The following is a 21,510-nucleotide window of genomic DNA, read 5'->3' on the forward strand; positions in this document are numbered from 1 at the left end:
CCACTCCGATCAGTGCGCGAGGAAGACGTTCTTGGTCTCGGTGAACGCGTCGAGCGCGTCCGGGCCCAGCTCACGGCCCAGGCCGGACTGCTTGAACCCGCCGAACGGGGTCCAGTACCGCACCGACGAGTGGGAGTTCACCGACAGGTTCCCGGCCTCCAGGGCCCGCGACACGCGCAGCGCGCGTCCCACGTCGCGCGTCCAGATCGAGCCGGACAGCCCGAACGAGCTGTCGTTGGCCAGCCGCACGGCGTCCTCCTCGTCGGTGAACGGCAGCACGGCCACCACCGGCCCGAAGACCTCCTCCACGGCCACCGGGTCGGTCGGCGCGACCGGCGCGAGCACCGTGGGCGGGAACCAGAAGCCGGGACCGTCCGGCGCCGAGCCCCGGAACGCCACGGGCGCGTCCGGCGGCACGTAGGAGGCCACCCGCTCGCGGTGGGCGGCGGAGATCAGCGGCCCCATCTCGGTCGCCTCGTCGCCGGGCAGACCCACCACGACGCCCTTGACCGCGGGTTCCAGCAGCTCCATGAACCGGTCGTAGACCGAGGACTGCACCAGGATGCGCGAGCGGGCGCAGCAGTCCTGCCCGGCGTTGTCGAACACCCCGTAGGGCGCGGTCGCCGCGGCCCGCTCCAGGTCCGCGTCGGCGAACACGACGTTGGCCGACTTGCCGCCCAGCTCCAGGGTGACCCGCTTGACCTGCTCCGCGCACCCGGCCATGACCTGCCTGCCGACCCGCGTGGACCCGGTGAACACGACCTTGCGCACGGCCGGGTGCGTGACGAACCGCTGCCCCACCACCGCCCCGGCGCCCGGCAGCACCTGGAACACGTCCTCGGGGATGCCCGCCTCCAGCGCCAGCCCGGCCAGCCGCAGCGCGGTCAGCGGCGTCAGCTCGGCGGGCTTGAGCACCACGGTGCAGCCCGCCGCGAGCGCGGGCGCGAAGCCCCACGCGGCGATGGGCATGGGGAAGTTCCACGGCACGATCACGCCGACCACGCCGACCGGCTCCTGGAAGGTGACGTCCCACCCGCCCGCCACCGGGATCTGCCGGCCGAACAGCCGCTCGGGCGCGGCCGCGTAGTAGTGCAGCACGTCGCGGACGTTGCCCGCCTCCCAGCGGGCGTTGCCGATGGTGTGCCCGGCGTTGAGCACCTCCAGCGCGGCCAGTTCCTCCACCGCGCCGTCGACCGCGTCGGCGAAGCGCCGCAGCAGCCGCGCCCGGTCCCCCGGCGCCACCGCGCGCCACGCGGGCAGCGCGCGGGCCGCGCGGTCGATCGCCGCGTCGGTCTCCTCGGCCGAGGTCGAGGGCACCGACCGGACCACCTCGCCGGTGGCCGGGTTGATCACGTCGTGGGCGGTCATCGCGCTCCTCGCTGCCGAACCGGCCGGTCCCGGACCTCGTCCCGGACGGCCTTCTCCAGGGCGGCCCGCTCCTGGGCCGCCTTCTCCCGCGCCGCCTTCTCCAGGGCGGCCAGCTCCCGCGCCGTGCGGTCGCGGGCGGCCCCGACCAGGGCGGCGAACAGGCGGTCGTCCTCGCTGTCGGCCTCGGGGTGCGACTGCACGCCGAGCACGAACCGCGACCCCCGCAGCTCGACCGCCTCCGCGGTGCCGTCCGGGGCCCTCGCCACCACCCGCAGGCCGTCGCCGACGGTGTCCAGGGCCTGGTGGTGGTGGCAGTGCACGGTGGTCGCCGGCCCGACGACCGAGGCGAGCACCGAACCCGGCGCCACCGCGATCCCGGTGTGGCCGAACACCCCGGGCGCCGGGTTGTGGCCGTCCACGTGCTGGAGCAGCGTGCCGCCCAGCGCCACGTTGAGCACCTGCATGCCCCGGCACACCGCGAGCACCGGCAGGTCCAGCTTGAGCGCGGCGTGGGCCAGGTCCAGCTCGGCGGCGTCCCGCTCGGGCCGCGCCGGGCCGGTGCGCGGGTCGCGCGGGCGGCCGTAGCGCGCGGGGTCCACGTCCGCGCCGCCGGAGAGCACCAGGCCGTCGAGGAACCCGATGCCGTCGGCGTCCCAGGTGCCGACCGGCGGCAGCAGCACCGGGTTGCCGCCGGCCCGCACCACCGCGTCGAGGTAGTCGCGGTGCAGCACGGCCGCGTCGACGTCCCACACGCCGAACGTGGTGCGCTCCAGGTAGGTGCTGACGCCGATCAGCGGTCTAGAGCCGTTCGAAGCCACGGACGCGCTCCCAGTCGGTCACGGCCGCGTCGAACGCGGTCAGCTCCACCCGCGCCGCGTTGAGGTAGTGCTCCACCACGTCCGTCCCGAACGCCTCGCGGGCGATCTCGCTGCGGGAGAGCAGGGACGCGGCGTCGCGCAGCGTGGTGGGCACCGTGGGCCGGTCGGAGGCGTAGGCGTTGCCGATGAACTCCTCCTCCAGCGGCAGCTCGTTGTCCAGGCCGTGCAGGCCCGCCGCGATCAGTGCGGCGACCGCCAGGTACGGGTTGACGTCCGCGCCGGGCACCCGGTTCTCGAACCGCAGCGACGGGCCCTTGCCGACCACGCGCAGCGCGCACGTCCGGTTGTCCCGGCCCCACGCCACCGCCGTGGGCGCGAAGCTGCCGCGCGCGAACCGCTTGTAGGAGTTGATGTTCGGGGCGAGGAAGCAGGTCAGCTCGCGCAGCGCGGCCAGCTGGCCCGCCAGGAAGTGCTCCATGGTCCTGGACATGCCGTCGCCGTCTGCGAACACCAGCTCGTCGTCGGCGGAGCGCAGGCTGAGGTGGATGTGGCAGGAGCTGCCCTCGCGCTCGTTGTACTTGGCCATGAACGTCAGCGACTTGCCGTGCAGCGCCGCGATCTCCTTGGCGCCGGTCTTGTAGATGCCGTGGTTGTCGCACGTGGCGAGCGCCTCGGTGTAGCGGAACGCGATCTCGTGCTGGCCTGGGTTGCACTCGCCCTTGGCGGACTCGACCACCATGCCCGCGCCCGTCATGTGGTTGCGGATGTCGCGCAGCAGCGGCTCGACGCGCCCGGTGCCGAGCAGCGAGTAGTCCACGTTGTACTGGTTGGCCGGGGTGAGGCCGTGGTAGCCGCGGTCCCACGCCTGCTCGTAGGTGTCGTTGAAGACGATGAACTCCAGCTCCGTGCCCGCGAACGCGCGCAGGCCGCGCTCGGCGAGGCGGTCGAGCTGGCGCTTGAGCACCTGCCGCGGCGAGACGGACACGGGCTCGCCGTGGTGGTCCACGACGTCGCACAGGACCAGGGCCGTGCCCTCCTGCCACGGGACGCGGCGCAGCGTGGCCAGGTCGGGCCGCATCACCAGGTCGCCGTAGCCCTGGTCCCAGGACGAGTTGGCGTAGCCGGCGACGGTGTTCATCTCCACGTCCACGGCGAGCAGGTAGTCGCACCCCTCGGCGGAGTGCTCCAGCACCTCGTCGAGGAAGTAGCGGGCGGCGCAGCGCTTGCCCTGGAGGCGGCCCTGCATGTCGACCACGGCGACGAGCACCGTGTCCACCTCACCCGAGTCCACCAGCACGCGCAACTCCTCCACGGCGAGCATCCGCACCACTCCCAAAGGTATGACGGCGAGCCATTGGACCGCCTCATCTTGGCACCACCGGGTGAGGGCACGCCACCGCCCGGACCGCTCCTCCTCCCGCCGGGGCCCGGAATCCGCGCCCGGACCGCCGTTGACACGGTCGGGTGGCTCGGCCACGCTCAACACCCGCAGCAATGGAGCGCGACTGACCCATTAGAGGGAGCGCACATGGCCAAGCACGTCGAGTACGAGACGGTGGGCAGCGACTACCTGGAGCAGCGGCAGCTCAAGCGCGGCGCGGCGGGGTGGGTGCTGCTGGCCGGGCTCGGGGTCTCCTACGTGATCTCCGGCGACTTCGCCGGGTGGAACTTCGGGTTGGAGCAGGGCGGTTGGGGCGGCCTGCTCGTCGCGACGGTCCTGATGGGCGCCATGTACACGTGCATGGTGTTCGGCCTGGCGGAGCTGGCCTCCGCGCTGCCCGTGGCGGGCGGCGGGTACGGGTTCGCCCGGCGCGCGCTCGGCCCGCTCGGCGGGTTCGCCACCGGTGTCGCGATCCTCATCGAGTACGCCATGGCGCCCGCGGCCATCGCGGTGTTCATCGGCGGGTACGTGGAGACGCTGGGTCTGTTCGGGCTGACCAACTCCTGGCCCGTGTACCTGGTGTGCTTCGCGGTCTTCATCGGCGTGCACCTGTACGGCGTGGGCGAGGCGCTGCGGCTGATGTTCGTGATCACCGGTGTGGCCGTGGTGGCGCTGGTCGTGTTCGTGATCGGCATGGTGCCCGCGTTCGACTCGGACAAGCTGTTCGACGTGGTGGGCGGCGACGGCGGGTTCCTGCCGTTCGGCGTGGCGGGCGCGCTGGGGGCGCTGGTGTACGCCATCTGGTTCTTCCTCGGCGTGGAGGGCGTGCCGGTGGCGGCCGAGGAGGCGCGCGACCCGAAGCGGGACATGCCGCGCGGGATCATCGGCGCGATGCTGGTGCTGCTGGTGTTCGCGGGCGCCATCCTGGTGCTGGCGCCGGGCGGCGCGGGCTCGGAGGCGCTGAAGGCGTCGGACAACCCGCTGCCGGCGGCGGCGCGCGCGGCCTACGGCGAGGGCAGCGTGCTGGCGCAGGTGGTGAACTACGTCGGCCTGGCCGGGCTGGTGGCGAGCTTCTTCTCGCTGATCTTCGCCTACTCGCGGCAGCTGTTCGCGCTGTCGCGGGCCGGGTACCTGCCGCGGTGGCTGTCGCGGACCGGCCGGCGCAAGACGCCGTACCTGGCGCTGGCCGTGCCGGGCGTGATCGGCTTCGCGCTGGCGGCGATCACCCGGGACGGGGCGCAGCTGATCAACATCGCGGTGTTCGGCGCGGCGCTGTCCTACGTGCTGATGATGGTGTCGCACATCGTGTTGCGCGTTCGCGAGCCCGAGCTGGAGCGGCCGTACCGGACGCCGGGCGGCGTGGTGACGACGGGGGTCGCGCTGGTGCTCGCGGTGGCGGCGGTGGTGGCGACGTTCTTCGTCGACGAGCTGGCCGCGGGGATCACGGCGGGCATCGTGGTGGTGGCGCTGGCCTACTTCTGGTTCTACAGCCGGCACCACCTCGTGGCGTCCGCGCCGGAGGAGGAGTTCGCCGCGATCGCGCGCGCCGAACAGGAGTTGAAGGACTGACACCGCCGGTTCGGGTGGTTTCCCGGCTCTTCCACGCCACCCGAACCAGGTTCCCCCTAACGTGGAATCAAGTTCCGCTCCGCAACGGGAATACCTCATCCATCGGGTGCCACCGAGGAGGAGGTTGAACCATGACACCCAAGAAGGTTGCGGTTGGCCTGGCCATCGCGGCACTGATCGTCACCACCGGCACGGCCACCGCCGCGCCGACCCAGCAGGAATCGGTGCTGTCGCTGACCAACCAGGAGCGCTCCGCGGCCGGGTGTCCGGCACTCGCGGTCAACGACCAGCTCGCCGCGGCGGCCCGACGGCACAACGACGAGATGATCAGGACCGGCAACTTCAGCCACACGGGGGTGGACGGCAGCACCGCCGCCCAGCGGGTGTCCGAGGCCGGGTACCCGTACCGGGTGACGGCCGAGAACATCGCCGCCGGGCAGGGGACGGCGGGGGAGGTCGTGCGGGACTGGATGAACAGCGCGGGGCACCGGGCCAACATCCTCAACTGCGAGCTGCGGGACCTCGGTGTGGCGTACGGCGTGGACGCGGGCGGGCGGGCCTACTGGACCCAGGAGTTCGGCGTGCGGCAGTGATGTGGGTGGTGGGATCAGCTCTCTTCGAGATCCACATCGCTCGACAGTTCACGCCCGAACAAGCCCTTGACGCGGATCCCGCGGTCGTGCTCCAGCTCACGGACGACCGCGGGGTTCACAGAGGCCGACCGCGAGATCCTGATCTCCTTCAGGGCGGGTAGCTCCGCGACCAATTCCGCTGTGGAACGGTCCAGCACCTCGGTGCTCAACACCTCCAACCGGCTCAGGCGAGGCGCGACCGTTCGGAAGTTCTTCGGCTCGGTCATGACCAGGTGGAGTTCGACGAGGCGGGGAAGCTCCACCAGCGCGGCGAGGTCGACCTTCCCGCAGTTCCACACGCTCAGCACCTCCAGCGTGTCCCTCCACCGCTCCACGCCCCGGATGTCCGTCACTGCGTGGCACTGCGTTATGCCGAACTTCCGGAGGCGTGGAGCGAAGTCGTACAGGCGGAGGTCGACCATCCCTCCGATGTTCGAGAGCAGCAGTTCCCGCAACTGCCGGAGTGTGTCAGGCCCTCCCAACACGCTCGCATCGCAGGATCCGAAGAGTTCCAGGTGAGTCAGGTGGGGAAGGTACCGTAGGCCCCGAAGCCCTTCGACCAACTGCGCGTGGACGTGGACCCGGCGCAGGTCGACCAGTTCTCCCAATGGGCTCACGTCCTGCGTGTCGCGGACGAGAACGCCGAGGTTGCGCAGCCCCGTTGCCCTCAGGGTGCCGAGGTCGACCCCCCGTTTCGAATGCAGTCTGAACGACTCAACCTGCGGCGACAGGAAGTCGAGTGCGCCACCGGGTTCCATGCAGGTGATGTGGCGCACTTGCCGCAGGTGACGCACGGCACGCGCCATTTCAGGGCCGTTGACGGCGAGGGTGGGCGCACGGTAGTCGGCCAGCACCTGCGCGGCGTAGGTCTCGGGGTCGAAGTTCCGCCATGACTGGAGGAGCGCTCGGCGCACCGCCGTCCGGCCGTCGTGCCGGTACTTCGCGATCAACGGCACGGCATCGTCCAGGCCGGTCGCCGCGGCGGCCCGGATGGTCGAGGCGACCTCGGCCTCGGAATGCGGCTCCGTCGCGGCGAGCAGGTCGAGGGCGACCGCGCCAGCCAGGGCGATGGACCTCGCCATGGCCGGTGTGGTCGGTGGGAGCAGGCTCGCGGCACGGGCCAGGATCTCCTCCCTGAGCCGGGGCGCCAACTCCGGCGCGGTCTCCAGGCACGCCAGTGCGAGCAGGTCGAGCGCGCCCCGGTACTTCTTCGTCGTGGCGCGTTCGAGCATCCGCTCCAGCAGCTCGTCGCGGCGGGCGCTGGACGCGTGGCCGGCGGCCACGACGACGACCTCGTGCCACTGGTCGAGGTGGGCGTTGGCGACGAGCGCGCCGATGTCGTCGGCGTCGACCACCGCTTTCGCCGCCAGGTGGTCCTGGAAGGTGCGGTGCACGAAGTCGACCCGCCCCTCCACCGGCTCGCGCAGCAGCCCGGTGCGCTCCAGCAGGTGCCGGTACACCTCCTCCGGCGAGGCCGCGACCTCCGGCATCGCGACCAGGCGTGACGCGATCCGGTCGACGGCCCGGGGCACGGCGGCGTCGGCCAGGCCGTTGCGCAGGAACCAGTAGGCCAGGTCACCCAGCAGCAGGGCCTTGCGCGTGCGGGACAACCCGGGGACGGGGATCAGCCGCCGCTCGGCGTCCCGCCGCTCCAGCAACATCTGCAACGCCGTGTCGTACAGCTCCATCCGGTTGTCGGGCAGGTCGCCGCGCCGGTCGCGGTGCAGTGCGCACAGCAACGCGCACAGCAGCGGGTAACCCGCGAGCTTGCGCAGGTGCTGGCGTACGGCGAACTGCTCCAGCAACCACACCGCGTAGTCCGCCAGCTCGACCCGCGCGGCCTCGTCGGCCAACTGCGAACGCATCGCCTCGTGCCAGCGCGTGACGAACACCCGGACGTCCGCCGCCGTCATGGGCAGCAGCGACGCACTCCCGAACCCCTCCGCGAGCAACCAGTCCGGGTCGACCGCGCTCGGCCTGGACGTCACCACGAACCGGGCTCGCGGGAACGCCACGACCAGCGACCGCAGCCAGTTCCGGGCCTCGTGGCGGCGGTCCGGCGCGAGTTCGTCGACGCCGTCCACGAGCACCAGACCCCGCCCCGAGCGCAACTGCGCCTGCACCCAGCCGGGCGGCATCTCGTCCGCGATGTGCCTGCCGACCTCGTCCGGGAACCGCTCCGGGGCGGGCAGGTCCCGGTCGGCGTAGCGACGCAGCGGGATGAAGAACGGCACCGTGTCGTTCCACGCGGTCAGCGGCTCGGTGAAGTCGCGACGGGCGCTGCGGACTGCGATCCACTGGAGCAGTGTGGTCTTGCCCAGGCCGGCCTCGCCGCGGATGAAGACCCGGTCACCGGCCGCGAGCAGGTGCTCCACCCGACTGCCGGGGGTGGCGTCGTCGCCGTCCGCGCTGAGGCTGATGTAGGCGACCGACAGCGGGTAGCGGCGACTCGCCTCGGACAGGGTCGCGCCGAACATCTCGACCTGGTCCAGGGTGCGGGCGGCGAGCTGCCGGTAGTCGTAGGAGAAGTCGGCGGAGGCGCGCCGCTGGGGCAGGCGGTCCAGCACCTTGCGGACCTCGGTGACGATCTCGGTCTCCCGGCGCAGGATCTCGGTCAACGCGCTCGGGCCGAACGCCGGCAGGGCCCGGGACACCTCGATCACGTAGCCCGCGCACTCGCGCAGCAGCAGCCCGTACAGCTGCGTGCCGTCGGTGGACAGCCCGTCGGGCGCGGTCGGCACGCGGCCGCGCAGGTGGCGGTCCAGCCTGCGGGCGTCGAGGTCCGCGGCGAACAGGTCGTCGTCGTCGAGCGCGGCCTCCTCGAACGTCTCGCGCACGGCCTCGATCGCGGCCAGGCGCTCGTGCTCGGGTAATCGGCGGTACTCGGTGTCCACGATGGGCTGCACCCGCTCCACCACCGCGTCGGTGAACTGCTCCGCCACCCGCCGCAGCTTGCGCTGGTCGAGCGCGTTGGTGAGGCGTCGTTCCAGCAGGTCGACGCCGGTGCCGCCGGCCGCGGCGGTGACCGACTTGTCGCCCAGCCAGAGCTTGAGCGCGCTGCGCACCACCGATGCGCCCAGCGGGATGAGCACGGCTTCGACGCCCATGCCCCCCATCGTGCCGGACGAGGCGTGCCGTCCGCCGAACGCCCTGGCAGGATCGGGGCGTGAGTGACATTCAACGAGTTGGAGTGGTGGGCTCGGGTCTGATGGGCTCCGGCATCGCCGAGGTCTGCGCACGCGCGGGCCTGGACGTGCTGGTGGCCGAGGTCAACCCGGACGCCGCCGAGGCCGCGCGCGGGCGGATCGCCTCGTCGCTCGGCCGCGGGGTGCGCAGCGGGAAGCTGTCCGCCGAGGACCGGGACGCCGCACTGGAGCGCCTCCGGTTCACCACCGACCCGGGCGACCTCGCCGACCGGAACCTGGTCGTGGAGGCCGTCGCGGAGAACGAGCAGGTCAAGATCGAGGTGTTCGCGGCGCTGGACAAGGTCGTCGAGGACCCGGACGCGATCTTCGCGTCGAACACCTCGTCCATCCCGATCATGAAGCTCGGCATGGCCACCGGCCGCCCGGAGCAGGTCATCGGCGTGCACTTCTTCAACCCGGTGCCGGTGCTGAAGCTGGTCGAGCTGGTGCCCTCGCTGCTGACCGGCGAGCAGACCAGGTCGCGCGCCGAGGCGTTCGTGACCGGCGTGCTGGGCAAGGAGGTCATCCGCTCGCAGGACCGGGCCGGGTTCGTGGTCAACGCCCTGCTCATCCCCTACCTGCTGTCCGCGATCCGGATGATGGAGTCCGGCTTCGCCAGCGCCGAGGACATCGACAACGGCATGGTGCTCGGCTGCGCGCACCCGATGGGACCGCTGCGCCTGACCGACCTGATCGGCCTGGACACCACCAAGGCGATCGCCGAGTCGATGTACGAGGAGTTCAAGGAGCCCCTCTACTCCCCGCCGCCGCTGCTGCTGCGCATGGTCGACGCGGGCCTGTTCGGCAAGAAGAGCGGGCGCGGGTTCTACGACTACTCCTCCTGACCCGGGGTGCCGGAGGGGCCGTCGACCGGGTGGTCGGCGGCCCCTCCGGTGTCGGGCCGCGTACCACAGGTGCACCTCGGAAGTCACGTCCCGGCGACTGTGGAACAATTAACAGAACTGTCTTGAATGGCCACGGGCCATTGCCTGCCGAACATTCGACCGTACACCGGGCCGAGCCGGGGGCAAAATGCCACGATCCGTCATCGAAGATCGTCGGCGCATTGGTGCAAAAGACTGACAGAGGTCTAGTCAATAGGCCGTTCGGAGTAGTCTTGATTACCGTTCCGAGCCAGGCGTGCACTGATCGACAGGACCTGTGAGCTGGCCCTAGAGTGCCCTACGTCACGCTACCGCCGCCTGGTGGACAAGATTGCTTCGCGTAGCGTAACTTTCGGTTCGCACCCCACAAGGAGACCCCCGCCTTGGAGCCCAAAACTATTCCCGTACGCGTTTTCACGGGACGACAGTTGAGCGCCCTTCTACATTCTGTGGGCATCACTGAAAACGTCCCGGAATGCGTTGGACTGCTCGCGGACGCCCTGGGTCCGGGCGGCTTGCGGCCGGTTTCCACCAGCCCCGCATGGCCTTCCGACGTGGCCGACGACCACACCCCGGTCGAGTTCTCCACGGCGTTCGGCCCGGACGAGTCCCCGGTCGTCCGCATGATCGTCGAAACCTCCGCCACCAGGCCGTCCCGCCAGGCCAACACCGCCGCGGCACTCGCCGCGCTCGACCGGATGCGGCGCCGTTACAACGTTGACACCGCCCAGTTCGACGCGGTCCGCGACCTGTTCCTGCCCGCCGAGGCGGAGCGGGACTTCGCGTTCTGGTATTCGCTGGTGTTCCGCGCCGGTGAACGGCCGATGGTGAAGGTCTACCTCAACCCGGAAGTCCGCGGCGAGGACGCCGCGGAGGAGTTGGTGCGCGAGGGGCTGGGCCGGAGCGGTTTCGCCGCCGGTTTCCCGGTGCTGCGCGACCACGCGGTGACCCGTCCCGGGTTGGACCGGTATTCGTTCTTCGCGCTCGACCTGACCGAACAACGCCGCGCGCGGACCAAGGTGTACATCTCCCACGACGACGCGGAAGTGCGCGACGTCACCCGCGCCGCGCAGGCCGCCCGGGGCGTGGACGTGGACCGGGTCCCCGATTTCTGCCTGCTCACCGGCGGCACGGCGACGTTCGACAAACGCCCGCTGATTTCCAGCTATACGTTCATGGACGGCGACGCGCACGCGCCCAGCGGCTATTCGCTGTACGTGCCGATCCGGGACTACGTGGCCGACGACGAGGAAGCCAGGCGCCGGGTGCTCGCGGTCATGACGAAGTACGACCTGGATCCCACCCCGTTCGAACGCGCGCTGCGGGCCGTGGCCCGGCGCCCGCTCGACGAGGGCGTCGGCCTCATCGCGCACGTGTCGCTGCGCATGGGCCGGCCGCGTCCCGGCATCACCGCATACCTGTCGTCCGAGGCGTACCACGTGTCCGCGCCGCGCCCGGTCAGCCTGGCCGTCTAGGAGCCCCGTCATGCCCATCATGGAGCCGTACCGCATCAAGGTCGTGGAGCCCATCCCGATCACCACGCGCGAGCACCGGGAGCGGGCGCTGGCCGCCGCCGGGTACAACCCGTTCAACCTCGCCGCCACCGACGTGACGATCGACCTGCTCAGCGACTCGGGCACCAACGCCCTGTCCGCCGAGCAGCAGGCGGCCGGGCTGCGCGGCGACGAGACCTACGCGGGTTCGCGCTCCTACTACCGGTTCCGCGACGTGGTCGCGGAGCTGACCGGGTACCCGCACGCCTTCCCGGTCCACCAGGGGCGCGCCGCCGAGCGGATCCTGTTCACCGCCCTGCTGAAGCCCGGCCAACTCAGCGTCAGCAACACCCACTTCGACACCACGCGGGCGAACGTCGAGATCCTCGGCGGCGTGGCGGTCGACCTGCCGTGCCGGGCCGCCGGGGACCTCGACAGCGACGCGCCGTTCAAGGGCGACATCGACCTGGAGGCGCTGGAGGCGGTGCTGTCGGGTCCGCGGGACGTCGCGGTCGTGCTGATCACCGTCACCAACAACGGCGGCGGCGGGCAGCCGGTGTCGATGGCCAACATCAGGGCGGCGGGCGAGCTCGCCCGGAAGCACGGCGTGCCGTTCTTCCTCGACGCCGCGCGCTTCGCCGAGAACGCGTGGCTGGTCACCCAGCGGGAGCCGGGGTACGCCGACCGCACGCCGCGCGAGGTCGCCCAGGAGGCGTTCCGCCTGGCCGACGGGTGCGTGGCGAGCCTGAAGAAGGACGGCATCGTCCACATGGGCGGGTTGCTCGCGGTCCGCGACCCCGAGCTGGCCCAGCGGTGCGAGCTGCTGCTGACCGCGACCGAGGGCTTCCGCACCTACGGCGGGCTGTCGGGCCGCGAGCTGGAGATGCTGGCCCAGGGCCTGCTGGAGGTCACCGAGCCCGAGTACCTGCGGGCGCGCGCCGCCGCCACGGCGTACGTCGCCGAACTCGCCGCCGCGGCCGGGGTGGACAGCGTCCGGCCGACCGGGGTGCACGCGGTGTACCTCAACGCCGGGCGGCTGCTGCCCCACCTGCCACCGGGCCGGTTCCCCGGCTTCGCGCTGGCCACCGAGCTGTACCTGGCGGGCGGCATCCGGTGCGCCGAGCTGGGGTCGCTGTACCTGGGCGAGCTGGACGACGCGGGCGAGCTGCTCAAGGCCGCCCCGTTCGAGCTGGTGCGCCTGGCCATCCCGCGGCGGGTCTACACGCAGAGCCACCTGGAGTACGTCGGCGAGACGCTGGCCGGGATCGCGAAGAACCCCGAGCGCGTGCCCGGCTACCGGTTGACCCACGTGCCGAAGCTGTTGCGGCACTTCAACTGCCGCGTGGAGCCGGTGGTCTGAGCGTCGGGCCCGCGGTCCCCCGGGAAGGGGGTCGCGGGCCCCGCCGTCCTCGCGGCACGGGAGCCCACGGGTCCCACCGGGGGCGCCGCGGTGCGGTCCGCAGCGCCCGGCGGTCCTCTAGGCCATCGCGTCGAGCCGGTCCATCGTGTGCTGGATCAGGCTGACCAGCACGTTCTTCGACGACTCGCGGTCGCGCGCGTCGCACAGCACCAGCGGGATGGCCTCGTCGACGTCCAGCGCCCGCCGGACCTCCTCGGCCCCGTACTGGTGCGCGCCCTCGAAGCAGTTCACCGCGATGATGAACGGGATGCCCCGCCGCTCGAAGAAGTCGATCGACGGGAAGCTGCTGTCCAACCGGCGCGTGTCCACCAGGATCACCGCGCCGATCGCACCGTAGGCCAGCTCGTCCCACATGAACCAGAAGCGGTTCTGGCCCGGGGTGCCGAACAGGTACAGCACGACCTCGGGGTTGATCGTGATGCGCCCGAAGTCCAGGGCGACCGTGGTGGTCTCCTTGTTCTCCAGGCCCACCACGTCGTCGACGCCGACACCGGCCTCGGTGAGCAGCTCCTCGGTGTGCAGCGGCGGGATTTCGCTGACCGAGTTGACCAGCGTCGTCTTGCCGGTGCCGAAACCTCCGGCGATGACGATCTTGACTGGGGTGGGGACCAGCAGTTCCCCGCCCGGCCGCTCAGATTCCACGGACACCATCCAGCACTGCCTGCAACAGGTTCCGGTCCGGTACCACCGGAGCTCGGGAGGGGTCTCGGACGACGACGTCACCGCGTTGGATGAGATCGCTCAACAGCACCTTGACGACCACCAGGGGCACGTCGAGGTAGGCGGCGACCTCCGCCACGGACAGCGGTCGCCGGCACAGCTCCATGATTTCGAGGTGCTCGACCGACAGCGAGTCCGGGTCGGACGGCGAGGGCATCGCGCGCACCTGGGTGACCAGGTGCAGTTCCGGGCGCAGCGGTCGGGTGCGGCCGCGCACCATCGCGTAGGGCCGGACCAGCGGACCGGCCGCCTCGTCGTACCACCAGTCCTCGCGGCCGTTCATCATGACGACCTTCGGGCAACGGGCAGGCTCGCCGCGGTGGTGCCGCGCGGCGCGGACGACAGGTAGGTGCCCACCCGCTTGACCAGCATGTTCATCTCGTAGGCGATCATGCCCATGTCGGAGTCCTCCTCGCCGAGCACGGCCAGGCACGCGCCGTGGCCCGCCGCCGTGACGAAGAGGTAGGCGTGCTCCATCTCGACGATGGTCTGCCGCACCGCGCCGCCGCCGAAGTGCCGCCCGGTGCCGCGGGCGAGGCTCTGGAACGCCGAGGCCATGGCGGACAGGTGGTCCGAGTCGTCCTTCGACAAACCGCCCGAGCGGCCCAGCAGCAGCCCGTCCGCCGAGAGGACCACGGCGTGCCGGGCCCCGACCACGCGTGTGACCAGGTCCTCCAACAACCAGTTCAGTTCGTTGTGCTGGCTGGCCATGTCGTTCATCGGGTTGCCTTTCCGGTTTCCAGTCGTCCGGCCACTGCTGCTGGTCAGGGTTCGAGGTCCTCACTGCGACGGGCATCGCGAGTGCCCCGCTGGAACGCCGACAGGCCCTTGCGGACCCGATCGGACTTCTCGGGGTCGACCTCGGCGAGCGGTTCGGGCGAAGGGTGGAAATCGTTGCGCACCAGCTGCGGCGCGAGGTTCTGCTGCCTGCGCCGGCGTGGCAGTTCGGGCCGGCCCACGGCGCCGGTGCCGCCGGCGGACGGGTCCGGTTCGGTGCCGGGCCACTCCTCGACCCGCTTGCGCTGCGGCAGTTCCAGTTCGCCACTGCGCTGCGACAGGTCCAGCCCGCCGCTCATCCGCTCGACCTCGGGAAGGGGATCCGCGGTGGTCGTCGCGTTGGGGGTGTGGTTGTTGACCGGGGCGCCGGCGTTGGCAGCGGCCTCGGCCTGGGCCCAGAAGCCTTCGAGGTCTCGGGAGGTGTCGGGAAAGCCGGCGTCTCGCACTGGGTCGTCGCCCTGCTGGGGGATGTCGTGGAAGGGTCGACGGGGCAGCTGCCTCGTCTCGGCGGGCTCGGTCACCGTGGTGGGTCCCGCGACGATCGCGGAGGGGATGAGCACGAGCGCCAGCGTGCCGCCGTAGGGCGACTCGCGCAGCTCGACGTGGATGCCGCGGCGGGCGGCCAGCCGGGCGACCACGAACAGGCCGAGGCGGGACTCGCCGCGCAGGCGCATCGCGTCGAACTCCGGCGGGTCGGCCAGCATCGCGTTGTGCTGGTCTCGGTCCTCCGGGTTGATGCCCAGGCCGTGGTCCTCGATCTCCACCACGATGCCCTGCGGCACCTCGCTGGCGTGGACCTGCACCTGCGAGCGCGGCGAGGAGAACGCGGTGGCGTTGTCCACCAGCTCGGCGACCAGGTGGATGGTGTCCGCGACGGCCGCGCCCACCAGCGCGGTGTCCGGCACCGGGTTGACCTTGACCCGGACGTACTGCTCGGTCTCGGCCACCCCGGCGCGCAGCACGTCGAGCAGCCGCACCGGCTTGCGCCACTGCCTGCCCGGCTGCTCGCCCGCCAGGATGATCAGGTTCTCGGCGTTGCGGCGGGCGCGGGTGGCCAGGTGGTCGAGCTGGAACAGGGCGTCGAGCTGCTCGGGGTTCTCCTCCTCGCGCTCCAGCTTGTCCAGGATCTTCAGCTGGCGGTGCACCAGGCCCTGGTTGCGGTGCGCGATGTCGAGGAAGACCCGGTTCACGCCCTCGCGGGCCTGGCTCTCCTTAACGGCCGCGGCCACGGCGGTGTACTGGGCGGCGTTGAACGCGTCGGCCACCTGGCCGATCTCGTCGCTGCCGTAGTCCAGCGGCGGCACCTCGACCTCGACGTCCACGTGCTTGCCCTCGCGCAGCCGGTCGACGATGTCGGGCAGGCGCTCGTGGGCCAGGGCCAGCGAGTCCTTCTTCAGCGAGGCCAGGCGCGTGATCAGGGCCTTGTTGACCAGGCGGTTCGACGTGCGGATGGCGATCAGGATGCCGATGATGACCGCGAGCAGCGCGATCAGGCTGCCGACGATCACGGTGCGGAACTTGCTCTCGCCGCGCGACATGGTGACCCCGACGGCGCTGGCGGCCTGCTCGCTGACCAGCGCGGTCAGCTCGGCCGACATCGGGCCGCTGACGTTCTGCCACTCCTGGAGCGAGCCCGCCTCGAGCGGCCGGTCGCCGTTCTGGACCAGCCTGCCCTCGAACGCGATCAGCCTCTTCCACTCCTCGCCTTCGACCATGAACCGGTAGTGCTCGCGCACCTCGGGCCGGGCGTGGGCCTCGTTCGAGTTGAACGAGGCGTGGTAGGCGCCGACCAGGCTGGCGAACTCCACGTGCTCCTCGGGCGTGAACCGCCCGGCGGCCAGCGCGCCCGAGGCCAGCGAGGTGGCCCGGGACATCCAGTCGGACGCCTTGAAGTACTCGGAGGCGGTGATGGCGCCCTTCATCGACTCGGCGTCGGGCACCACGCGCGCCTGCACGCTGAACAGCGCGTCACCGGCGTCGAGCAGGCTGTTGTAGTACGTGTAGATCTCGGTCTTCGACGCGCGGCCCGCCGCCAGGGCGCTGCGGCGCTGCGGCAGCTGGTCCACCAGGACGTTCAGCGCGTTGATGCGCTCCACGATCTCCGGCGGGGCCTGCGAGGCCAGCTCGGTGAACGCGGCGCGCATGTCGTCGACCGCGCGGTCGGTGTCCTGCTGCTGGGCCTCCAGGTCGCTGGTGCCGGCGTCCGGCAGGGCCAGCGCCGTCATGCTCAGCTCGCGCTCCTTCTGGATCGCGGCGAACGTCTGGACGGCCGGGATCGAGGCGTCCCGCACGCCCTGCGCCACCGCGCGCAGGTAGAAGCCGTCGAAGACGGTGTAGGAGGAGAACAGGGCCCACATGATGAGCAGGACGATGCTGGGGACGACGACGACACCGGTGAGTCGCGAGCGGATCGTCTTGTAGTTCGTCTCCGTGGTGCTCTTCTGCTTCACAGCACTCCGCAGCCTCGTCCAGGTACCAGGTCAGGCGCAGCACTAGGAGCGCTGTCTCTTCGTTCACCCGATCCGGCCACGGAACGGTAACACCGAAAGATCATTATTACGAAGAGACAGCGATCACTCGCACCACGCGACGATGAGGTTACCCAGTCGAGTGACACCCCGAACAGGGGGCCGATGTGAACTTCCCTTGATCAGCCCCCTGTCTTTCACGCCTCGGGAACGGAAACCGCGTTGTACGTCGTCGTGGGCGTGGGCGGGGTGGTGAAACGGGCGTTCGGCAGGTACAGCCGGTTGCCGAAGGCGGCGACCGTGGTCGGCACGTCGAACCGCGGGTCGGTGATCTTGGTCACCAGCTCCCCCGCCGCCCCGTTCCGGGCGAGGTCGAAGACGGCCAGCGCGTTGAGCCGGTTCTGCACCACGTAGAGGGTGCGGCCCTCGACCAGCAGGCCGTCACCGTTGGTCAGCACCTCGCCGCCCAGGTCGACGACCCGGGTCGAGCCCGAGCGCTGGTCGACCCGGTGGAGTTGGCCGGTGTTGCCCTGCACGACCAGCAGCGCCTTGCCGTCGGGGGTCTCGGCGATGCCGTTGGCGTTGTTGACGCCCGGCGTCAGGACGAAGTCCCCGCTGAGCGGAATGGCGATGTGCGACTTCGGCAGGTCGCCGCGCCGGCCGAACGGGAGCGCGTAGAGCACCGCCTTGCGCGAGTCGGTGAAGTAGGCGGCGTCATCGGTGATCACGACGTCGTTGACGAACGTGTTCGCGTCCTCCGCGAACCGGTACGACCTGAGGACCTCTCCCGTTCTCGCGTCGACGACCCGGCCGTCACCCCCGGCCCCGCCGGCGACGAACACCCTCTTGCGCCGGTCGATCTTCAACCCGACCGAGGCCGTGCCCGGCCCCTGGCTGAACACCTCCCCGCGCCCGGTGCGCAGGTCGACGCGGAACAGGTCGCCGTCGGCGCGCGACCCGAAGTAGGCGGTGGGCGCCGAGCCGATCGCGATGCCCTCCGGCAGGAAGCCGTCGGGCAGGGGGAATTCGGTCGGGAACGGAGGTGCTTGCGCTGCGGTGGCGGGTGCGGTGATGACCAGGGAGACCCCCAGCACCACGGCGGCCAGCGCACCGGGGGTGCGAGACATGACCACTCCTTGCGGTTCGAGTCCGTCGCGGGAGTGTTCCGCGCCCGCGGGGGTCGCGAGAAGGGCCCACAGCGAATCGACAGGACCGGCGCCCCGCCGGGCGACCTCCACGGGGCCGGCCCACCGGTCGGCCCGGAAACGTTTCACGCCCCCGGCGCGATGACGTCTCCGGGGGATCGACACCGGCCGACCCCGGAGATGATCAAGAAGTCCCGATCGCCGACCCGAACAAAACGTGAAACATGATTCGACGACCGTTCCGACCGGATATGGGCAACAAGTGGGCGTCACACTATTCTAGCCTGGAGGGAATTCACCGCCCGATAGGGTCAACTGTGCCACAAAAGCTCGTACCGACTTGTCGGAACCGTCGACACCGACCATGCTGAAGGTAACCATAAATGTGCCCGGCCCTCTTCGAGAGCCGGGCAACAGTGGTGGGGTTGATCACCGCTCACTCGCGTGAGCGTTCACCTGGATCGCTAGTCCCACCACATCGACGAGGTGTTCAGGTCGCACTGGACAAGAGTGGACCCGACACCTGTCGGCTCGGCCGACGCGGTGGCCGGACCTACGGGCCCGGCCACCGCCGTCACCACGAGGGTCGTACCGGCGAGGACTCGGTACACCCTCCTCTTCGTTGGCCCCTGGGGGCGCTCGATCTTCACGGGGGCGGATCATCGCACCCCGGACCGACACCGCGTATACCGAGGTAGTCACCTTGGGCTGACCCCCGCATCACACTCGGTGATACGACCATGTCAGGGACTTATTGCGCCCCTATGGTCTTAATAAGACCACCCAATCGAGTGTACTAAACCCCACGAACGGATGATGGATTGTTGGCGCCCTCGGAGTTCCTCCCGGCAGGGACGTCGGGCTCCGACCACTCGGTCAACCGGGCCAGGACGCCGTCCGCCCTCCGGTCGCCCAAGCCGGCGTAGAGACCGTGGGACAATTCCCAGCAGAGGCGCGCTTCCCCGCGCCGCCCCTCGCTCCAGTGGATCTGGGCGAGCACGTCCTGCGCGGCCGCCTGGCGCAGCGAGTCGTGCGCGTCCCGGCAGAGGTCGACCGCGCGTTCGGCGTAGAACTGCGCCCGCTCCCACTCGCCGAGGTCGCGCAGCACCGCCGCCGCGGTGGTGGCCGCCTGCCCCTCCTGCGCCAGCCTCCTGGTCCTGCTCAGGGTGGACATCGCCTGGTGGGCGTGGCCGAGGGCGCCCATGTGGTCGCCGGAGGCGTAGTAGGCGGCCGCCAACGAGGCCAGTGCCGTCCCGGCGCCGGCCTCGTCCCCCAGGCGGTCCCGGACGGAGCGGGCCAGGTGCAACTGGACTATCGCCTCGTGCAGGCGCCCGCCCAGCAGCATCGCGTCGCCGATGCGTTGCAGCACACCGGCTTCACCGTCCGGGTCGCCCACGCGGCGGGCGATGCCCAGGGCCTGGTCGAGCAGTTCCAGCCCGCCGGGGACGTCCCCGGTCAACGCGCGGAGTTCGCCGGCGTTGCGCAGGACGGTGATCGCGCCGAGGGTGTGGTCGATTTCCCGGACGATTTCCATCGCCCGCCGGTAGCAGTCGTCCGCTTTCGGGTACTCGTGGAAACGGGTGTGGATCAGGCCGAGGTTGCACAGGGCGCTCGCCTCCGCCGAACGATCACCGACCACGCGCGCCGCCCGCAGGGCCGTCCCCAGCCCGCGCAGCAACTCGTCCTTGAACCCCAGCCTCATCATGACCTCGCCGACGACGTTCTGCATGCGCCAGGCGTATTCACCGAATCCGTTCGACGCGGCGAAGTCGATCACCGACAGCAGTTCCGCGCGCTCCCGCGCGCACCAGTCCATCGCCTCCTCGTCGCTGGAGAACCGCTGGGGCAGCACCCCCTCGGACAACTCCAGCAGCGGCACGGCCTCGCGCTGCGGGAAGAGCCTCCGGTCGACGTCGTTGCCGGTGTGCAGGAACCAGTCGAGCATCCGGACCAGGGCGTGCCGCCGCCCCTCCCCGCCCTCCTCGGCGACCGCGCGTTCGGCCGCGTAGTCGCGCAGCAGGTCGTGGAAGGCGTACCGGTCGCCCTCCCGCGGTTCGAGGAGCCGGGCCCACACCAGCACCTCCAGCAGCGGCCGCACCTCGTCCGCGGGCAGACCGGCCAGGGCCGCGGCGACCCCCAGCTGGAAGGCCACCCCGGGGTATAGCCCCAGCAGGCGGAACAGGCGGCGCACCCGCGGGGTCAGCACGAGGTACGAGCAGTCGATGACCGCCCGCAACGACACGGTGGACGACGGTCCGCTCGTGCTCAGGTCCAGGATCGCGCCGCGCTCCCGCAGCCGGGCCACGAAGTCGCCGAGCGGCTTCCCGCGCTGCGCGGCCACGTACTCGCCGACGAGCCCGAGGGCCAGCGGTATGCCGCCCGCCATCCGGGCGAGGCGGTCCACCGCCTCCGGTTCGGCGTCCGCGCGCGAGCCCCAGCGGTCCCGCAGCCACCGCCGCGCCACGTCGGGTTCCAGCGGCGGCACGGTGAAGCACCGCGCCCCGTACCTCAGGCTGAGGTCGCTCAACCGCCCCCGGCTGGTCACCACCACGACCGACCCGGCCAGCAGCGGCAGGAGCCCTTCGACGTGGCTCGCGTCGGCCGCGTTGTCGAAGATCACCAGCATCTTGCGGGTCGCCAGGACGTCGTGGAGCTTGGCCCGCCGCGCACGGGCGGTGGGCAGGCGGTCGGCCGGGGCGACCCCCACCGCGTCGAGCAGGTCGGTCACCACCTCCTCCTCGGTCAGCGCGGGCGCGTCGCCGAAGCCGTGCAGGTTGACGAACCAGAACCCGTGCGGGAACCGCCCGCGCACCCGGTGCGCCCAGTGCACGGCGAGCGCGGTCTTGCCGACCCCCGGTTGGCCGTCGAGCGCGATCAACCGGCGCCCACCCGCCACGAGGCCGTCCAGCTCGGCCAGCAGGTCGTCGTGGCCGGTGAACCCGTCCACGTCGTAGGGCAGGTTCCGGGGCGGCACGACCGGCTCGGCGGAGGACGGCGCCACCGGCCGCGCCTGGCGGTTGAGCAGCACGTCGTGGGAGCGGCGGAGTTCGTCCGCGCGCTCGGGGTAGTCGGGTTGGACGCGGTGGTAGTAGTCGAGGTAGTACTGGACCGCGTCCTCGACGCGCTCCAGCGCGTAGAGGGCCTGGAGGCGGCGCTTGGCCAGCAGCACGTCGGTGTCGTGCTCGACCTGGACGGCCTTGACCAGCCGCAGCATCTCCTCGTACTCGCCCAGCTTGTACCGGCCGTAGATCAGCGCCGTGCTGGCCTGCAACCACTCGTCCCGGACGGCCACGCGGCGCCAGTTCTCCGCGCGCTCGGTGTCCAGGTCCGCCAGGGGCTCGTCCCAGAGCCGCAGGGCCTGCTCCACGAGTTCGCAAGCGCGGGCCTGCTGGCCCGTCCTGCCCAGCCGGCGCGCGCCGTCGACGGTCCGCTGGAAGACGTGGAGGTCGACCGTCGCCGGATCGGCGGCCAGCCGGTAGGAGCCCTCCCCCGTCTCCAGCGTGGCCGCCGAACCGCACCGCTTCAGCGCCCCGCGTATTCGAGTGGAATATGTGGACAAAGTGGCCGCCGGATCGCGCGGCATTCTGTCCGGTCGCCAAACCCATTCCGCCAAAGTGCGGACCGGAACCGCCCTGCCGACGTTGAGCAGC

General features: G+C 71.1%; 15 protein-coding genes. 5 read left to right on the forward strand and 10 right to left on the reverse strand.

Translation table 11 applies throughout. From position 1 onward, the window contains the following. Positions 1 to 9: 9 nt before the first annotated feature. The 3 genes from Q5530_RS02160 to Q5530_RS02170 are packed head-to-tail and all read right to left on the reverse strand — an operon-like array spanning position 10 to position 3,507. A complete protein-coding gene (locus Q5530_RS02160; RefSeq protein WP_415360337.1) occupies positions 10 to 1,368 on the reverse strand; it encodes an aldehyde dehydrogenase family protein in 1,359 nt (452 codons plus the stop codon). Beyond that, positions 1,365 to 2,186: a gamma-glutamyl-gamma-aminobutyrate hydrolase family protein gene (locus Q5530_RS02165; RefSeq protein WP_415360339.1), complete on the reverse strand. Its 822-nt coding sequence runs from the start codon at positions 2,184 to 2,186 to the stop codon at positions 1,365 to 1,367. Before Q5530_RS02165 ends, Q5530_RS02160 begins: the two co-directional genes overlap by 4 nt. Continuing rightward, positions 2,167 to 3,507, reverse strand: a complete 1,341-nt coding sequence (locus Q5530_RS02170) for a glutamine synthetase family protein (RefSeq protein ID WP_415360450.1) — start codon at positions 3,505 to 3,507, stop codon at positions 2,167 to 2,169. Before Q5530_RS02170 ends, Q5530_RS02165 begins: the two co-directional genes overlap by 20 nt. A 207-nt stretch (positions 3,508 to 3,714) precedes the next feature. On the opposite strand from Q5530_RS02170, the gene eat reads away from it, so the two are divergent. Both eat and Q5530_RS02180 read left to right on the forward strand, forming a co-directional pair. Further along, positions 3,715 to 5,136 carry an ethanolamine permease gene (eat, locus tag Q5530_RS02175; RefSeq protein ID WP_415360341.1) on the forward strand — a complete coding sequence of 474 codons (1,422 nt, stop codon included), beginning with the start codon at positions 3,715 to 3,717 and terminating at the stop codon, positions 5,134 to 5,136. 131 nt (positions 5,137 to 5,267) lie between these two features. Further along, a complete protein-coding gene (locus tag Q5530_RS02180; protein WP_415360342.1) occupies positions 5,268 to 5,729 on the forward strand; it encodes a CAP domain-containing protein in 462 nt (153 codons plus the stop codon). A 14-nt stretch (positions 5,730 to 5,743) separates the two neighbouring features. Here the strand turns inward: Q5530_RS02180 and Q5530_RS02185 are convergent, their stop codons facing one another. Then, positions 5,744 to 8,875 carry an NACHT domain-containing protein gene (locus Q5530_RS02185; RefSeq protein WP_415360344.1) on the reverse strand — a complete coding sequence of 1,044 codons (3,132 nt, stop codon included), beginning with the start codon at positions 8,873 to 8,875 and terminating at the stop codon, positions 5,744 to 5,746. A 59-nt stretch (positions 8,876 to 8,934) separates the two neighbouring features. Between Q5530_RS02185 and Q5530_RS02190 the strand changes: the two genes are divergently transcribed. The 3 genes from Q5530_RS02190 to Q5530_RS02200 all read left to right on the forward strand — a co-directional run bounded on the left by Q5530_RS02190 (position 8,935) and on the right by Q5530_RS02200 (position 12,690). Then, positions 8,935 to 9,798 (forward strand): 3-hydroxybutyryl-CoA dehydrogenase, encoded by an 864-nt coding sequence (locus Q5530_RS02190; RefSeq protein ID WP_380633519.1) that lies wholly within the window; start codon positions 8,935 to 8,937, stop codon positions 9,796 to 9,798. A 422-nt stretch (positions 9,799 to 10,220) separates the two neighbouring features. After that, positions 10,221 to 11,312, forward strand: a complete 1,092-nt coding sequence (locus Q5530_RS02195; protein ID WP_415360346.1) for a tryptophan dimethylallyltransferase family protein — start codon at positions 10,221 to 10,223, stop codon at positions 11,310 to 11,312. A 10-nt stretch (positions 11,313 to 11,322) separates the two neighbouring features. Beyond that, positions 11,323 to 12,690, forward strand: coding sequence for a tryptophanase (locus tag Q5530_RS02200; RefSeq protein ID WP_415360348.1), 1,368 nt, complete (start codon positions 11,323 to 11,325; stop codon positions 12,688 to 12,690). 117 nt (positions 12,691 to 12,807) lie between these two features. Here the strand turns inward: Q5530_RS02200 and Q5530_RS02205 are convergent, their stop codons facing one another. The 6 genes from Q5530_RS02205 to Q5530_RS02230 form a co-directional block, all read right to left on the reverse strand. Next, positions 12,808 to 13,401 (reverse strand): GTP-binding protein, encoded by a 594-nt coding sequence (locus tag Q5530_RS02205; protein ID WP_380633514.1) that lies wholly within the window; start codon positions 13,399 to 13,401, stop codon positions 12,808 to 12,810. After that, positions 13,382 to 13,753 (reverse strand): DUF742 domain-containing protein, encoded by a 372-nt coding sequence (locus Q5530_RS02210; protein ID WP_380633512.1) that lies wholly within the window; start codon positions 13,751 to 13,753, stop codon positions 13,382 to 13,384. The genes Q5530_RS02205 and Q5530_RS02210 overlap by 20 nt, the downstream gene beginning before the upstream one ends. Then, positions 13,753 to 14,190, reverse strand: coding sequence for a roadblock/LC7 domain-containing protein (locus Q5530_RS02215; RefSeq protein WP_380633510.1), 438 nt, complete (start codon positions 14,188 to 14,190; stop codon positions 13,753 to 13,755). Before Q5530_RS02215 ends, Q5530_RS02210 begins: the two co-directional genes overlap by 1 nt. 44 nt (positions 14,191 to 14,234) lie before the next feature. After that, on the reverse strand, positions 14,235 to 16,697 hold the full coding sequence (locus Q5530_RS02220) for a nitrate- and nitrite sensing domain-containing protein (RefSeq protein ID WP_415360351.1): 2,463 nt from the start codon (positions 16,695 to 16,697) through the stop codon (positions 14,235 to 14,237). Positions 16,698 to 16,912: 215 nt separating this feature from the next. Further along, complete coding sequence (locus Q5530_RS02225) at positions 16,913 to 17,842, reverse strand: SMP-30/gluconolactonase/LRE family protein (RefSeq protein ID WP_415360352.1); 930 nt, start codon at positions 17,840 to 17,842, stop codon at positions 16,913 to 16,915. Between the two features lie 814 nt (positions 17,843 to 18,656). Then, the gene (locus Q5530_RS02230) at positions 18,657 to 21,443 is read right to left on the reverse strand and encodes an ATP-binding protein (RefSeq protein ID WP_415360354.1); all 2,787 of its coding nucleotides are present in this window, start codon (positions 21,441 to 21,443) and stop codon (positions 18,657 to 18,659) included. Positions 21,444 to 21,510: the final 67 nt, after the last annotated feature.

The sequence above is a fragment of the Saccharothrix sp. BKS2 genome (genome assembly GCF_047689505.1).
Lineage (GTDB): Bacteria > Actinomycetota > Actinomycetes > Mycobacteriales > Pseudonocardiaceae > Actinosynnema > Actinosynnema lopnurensis.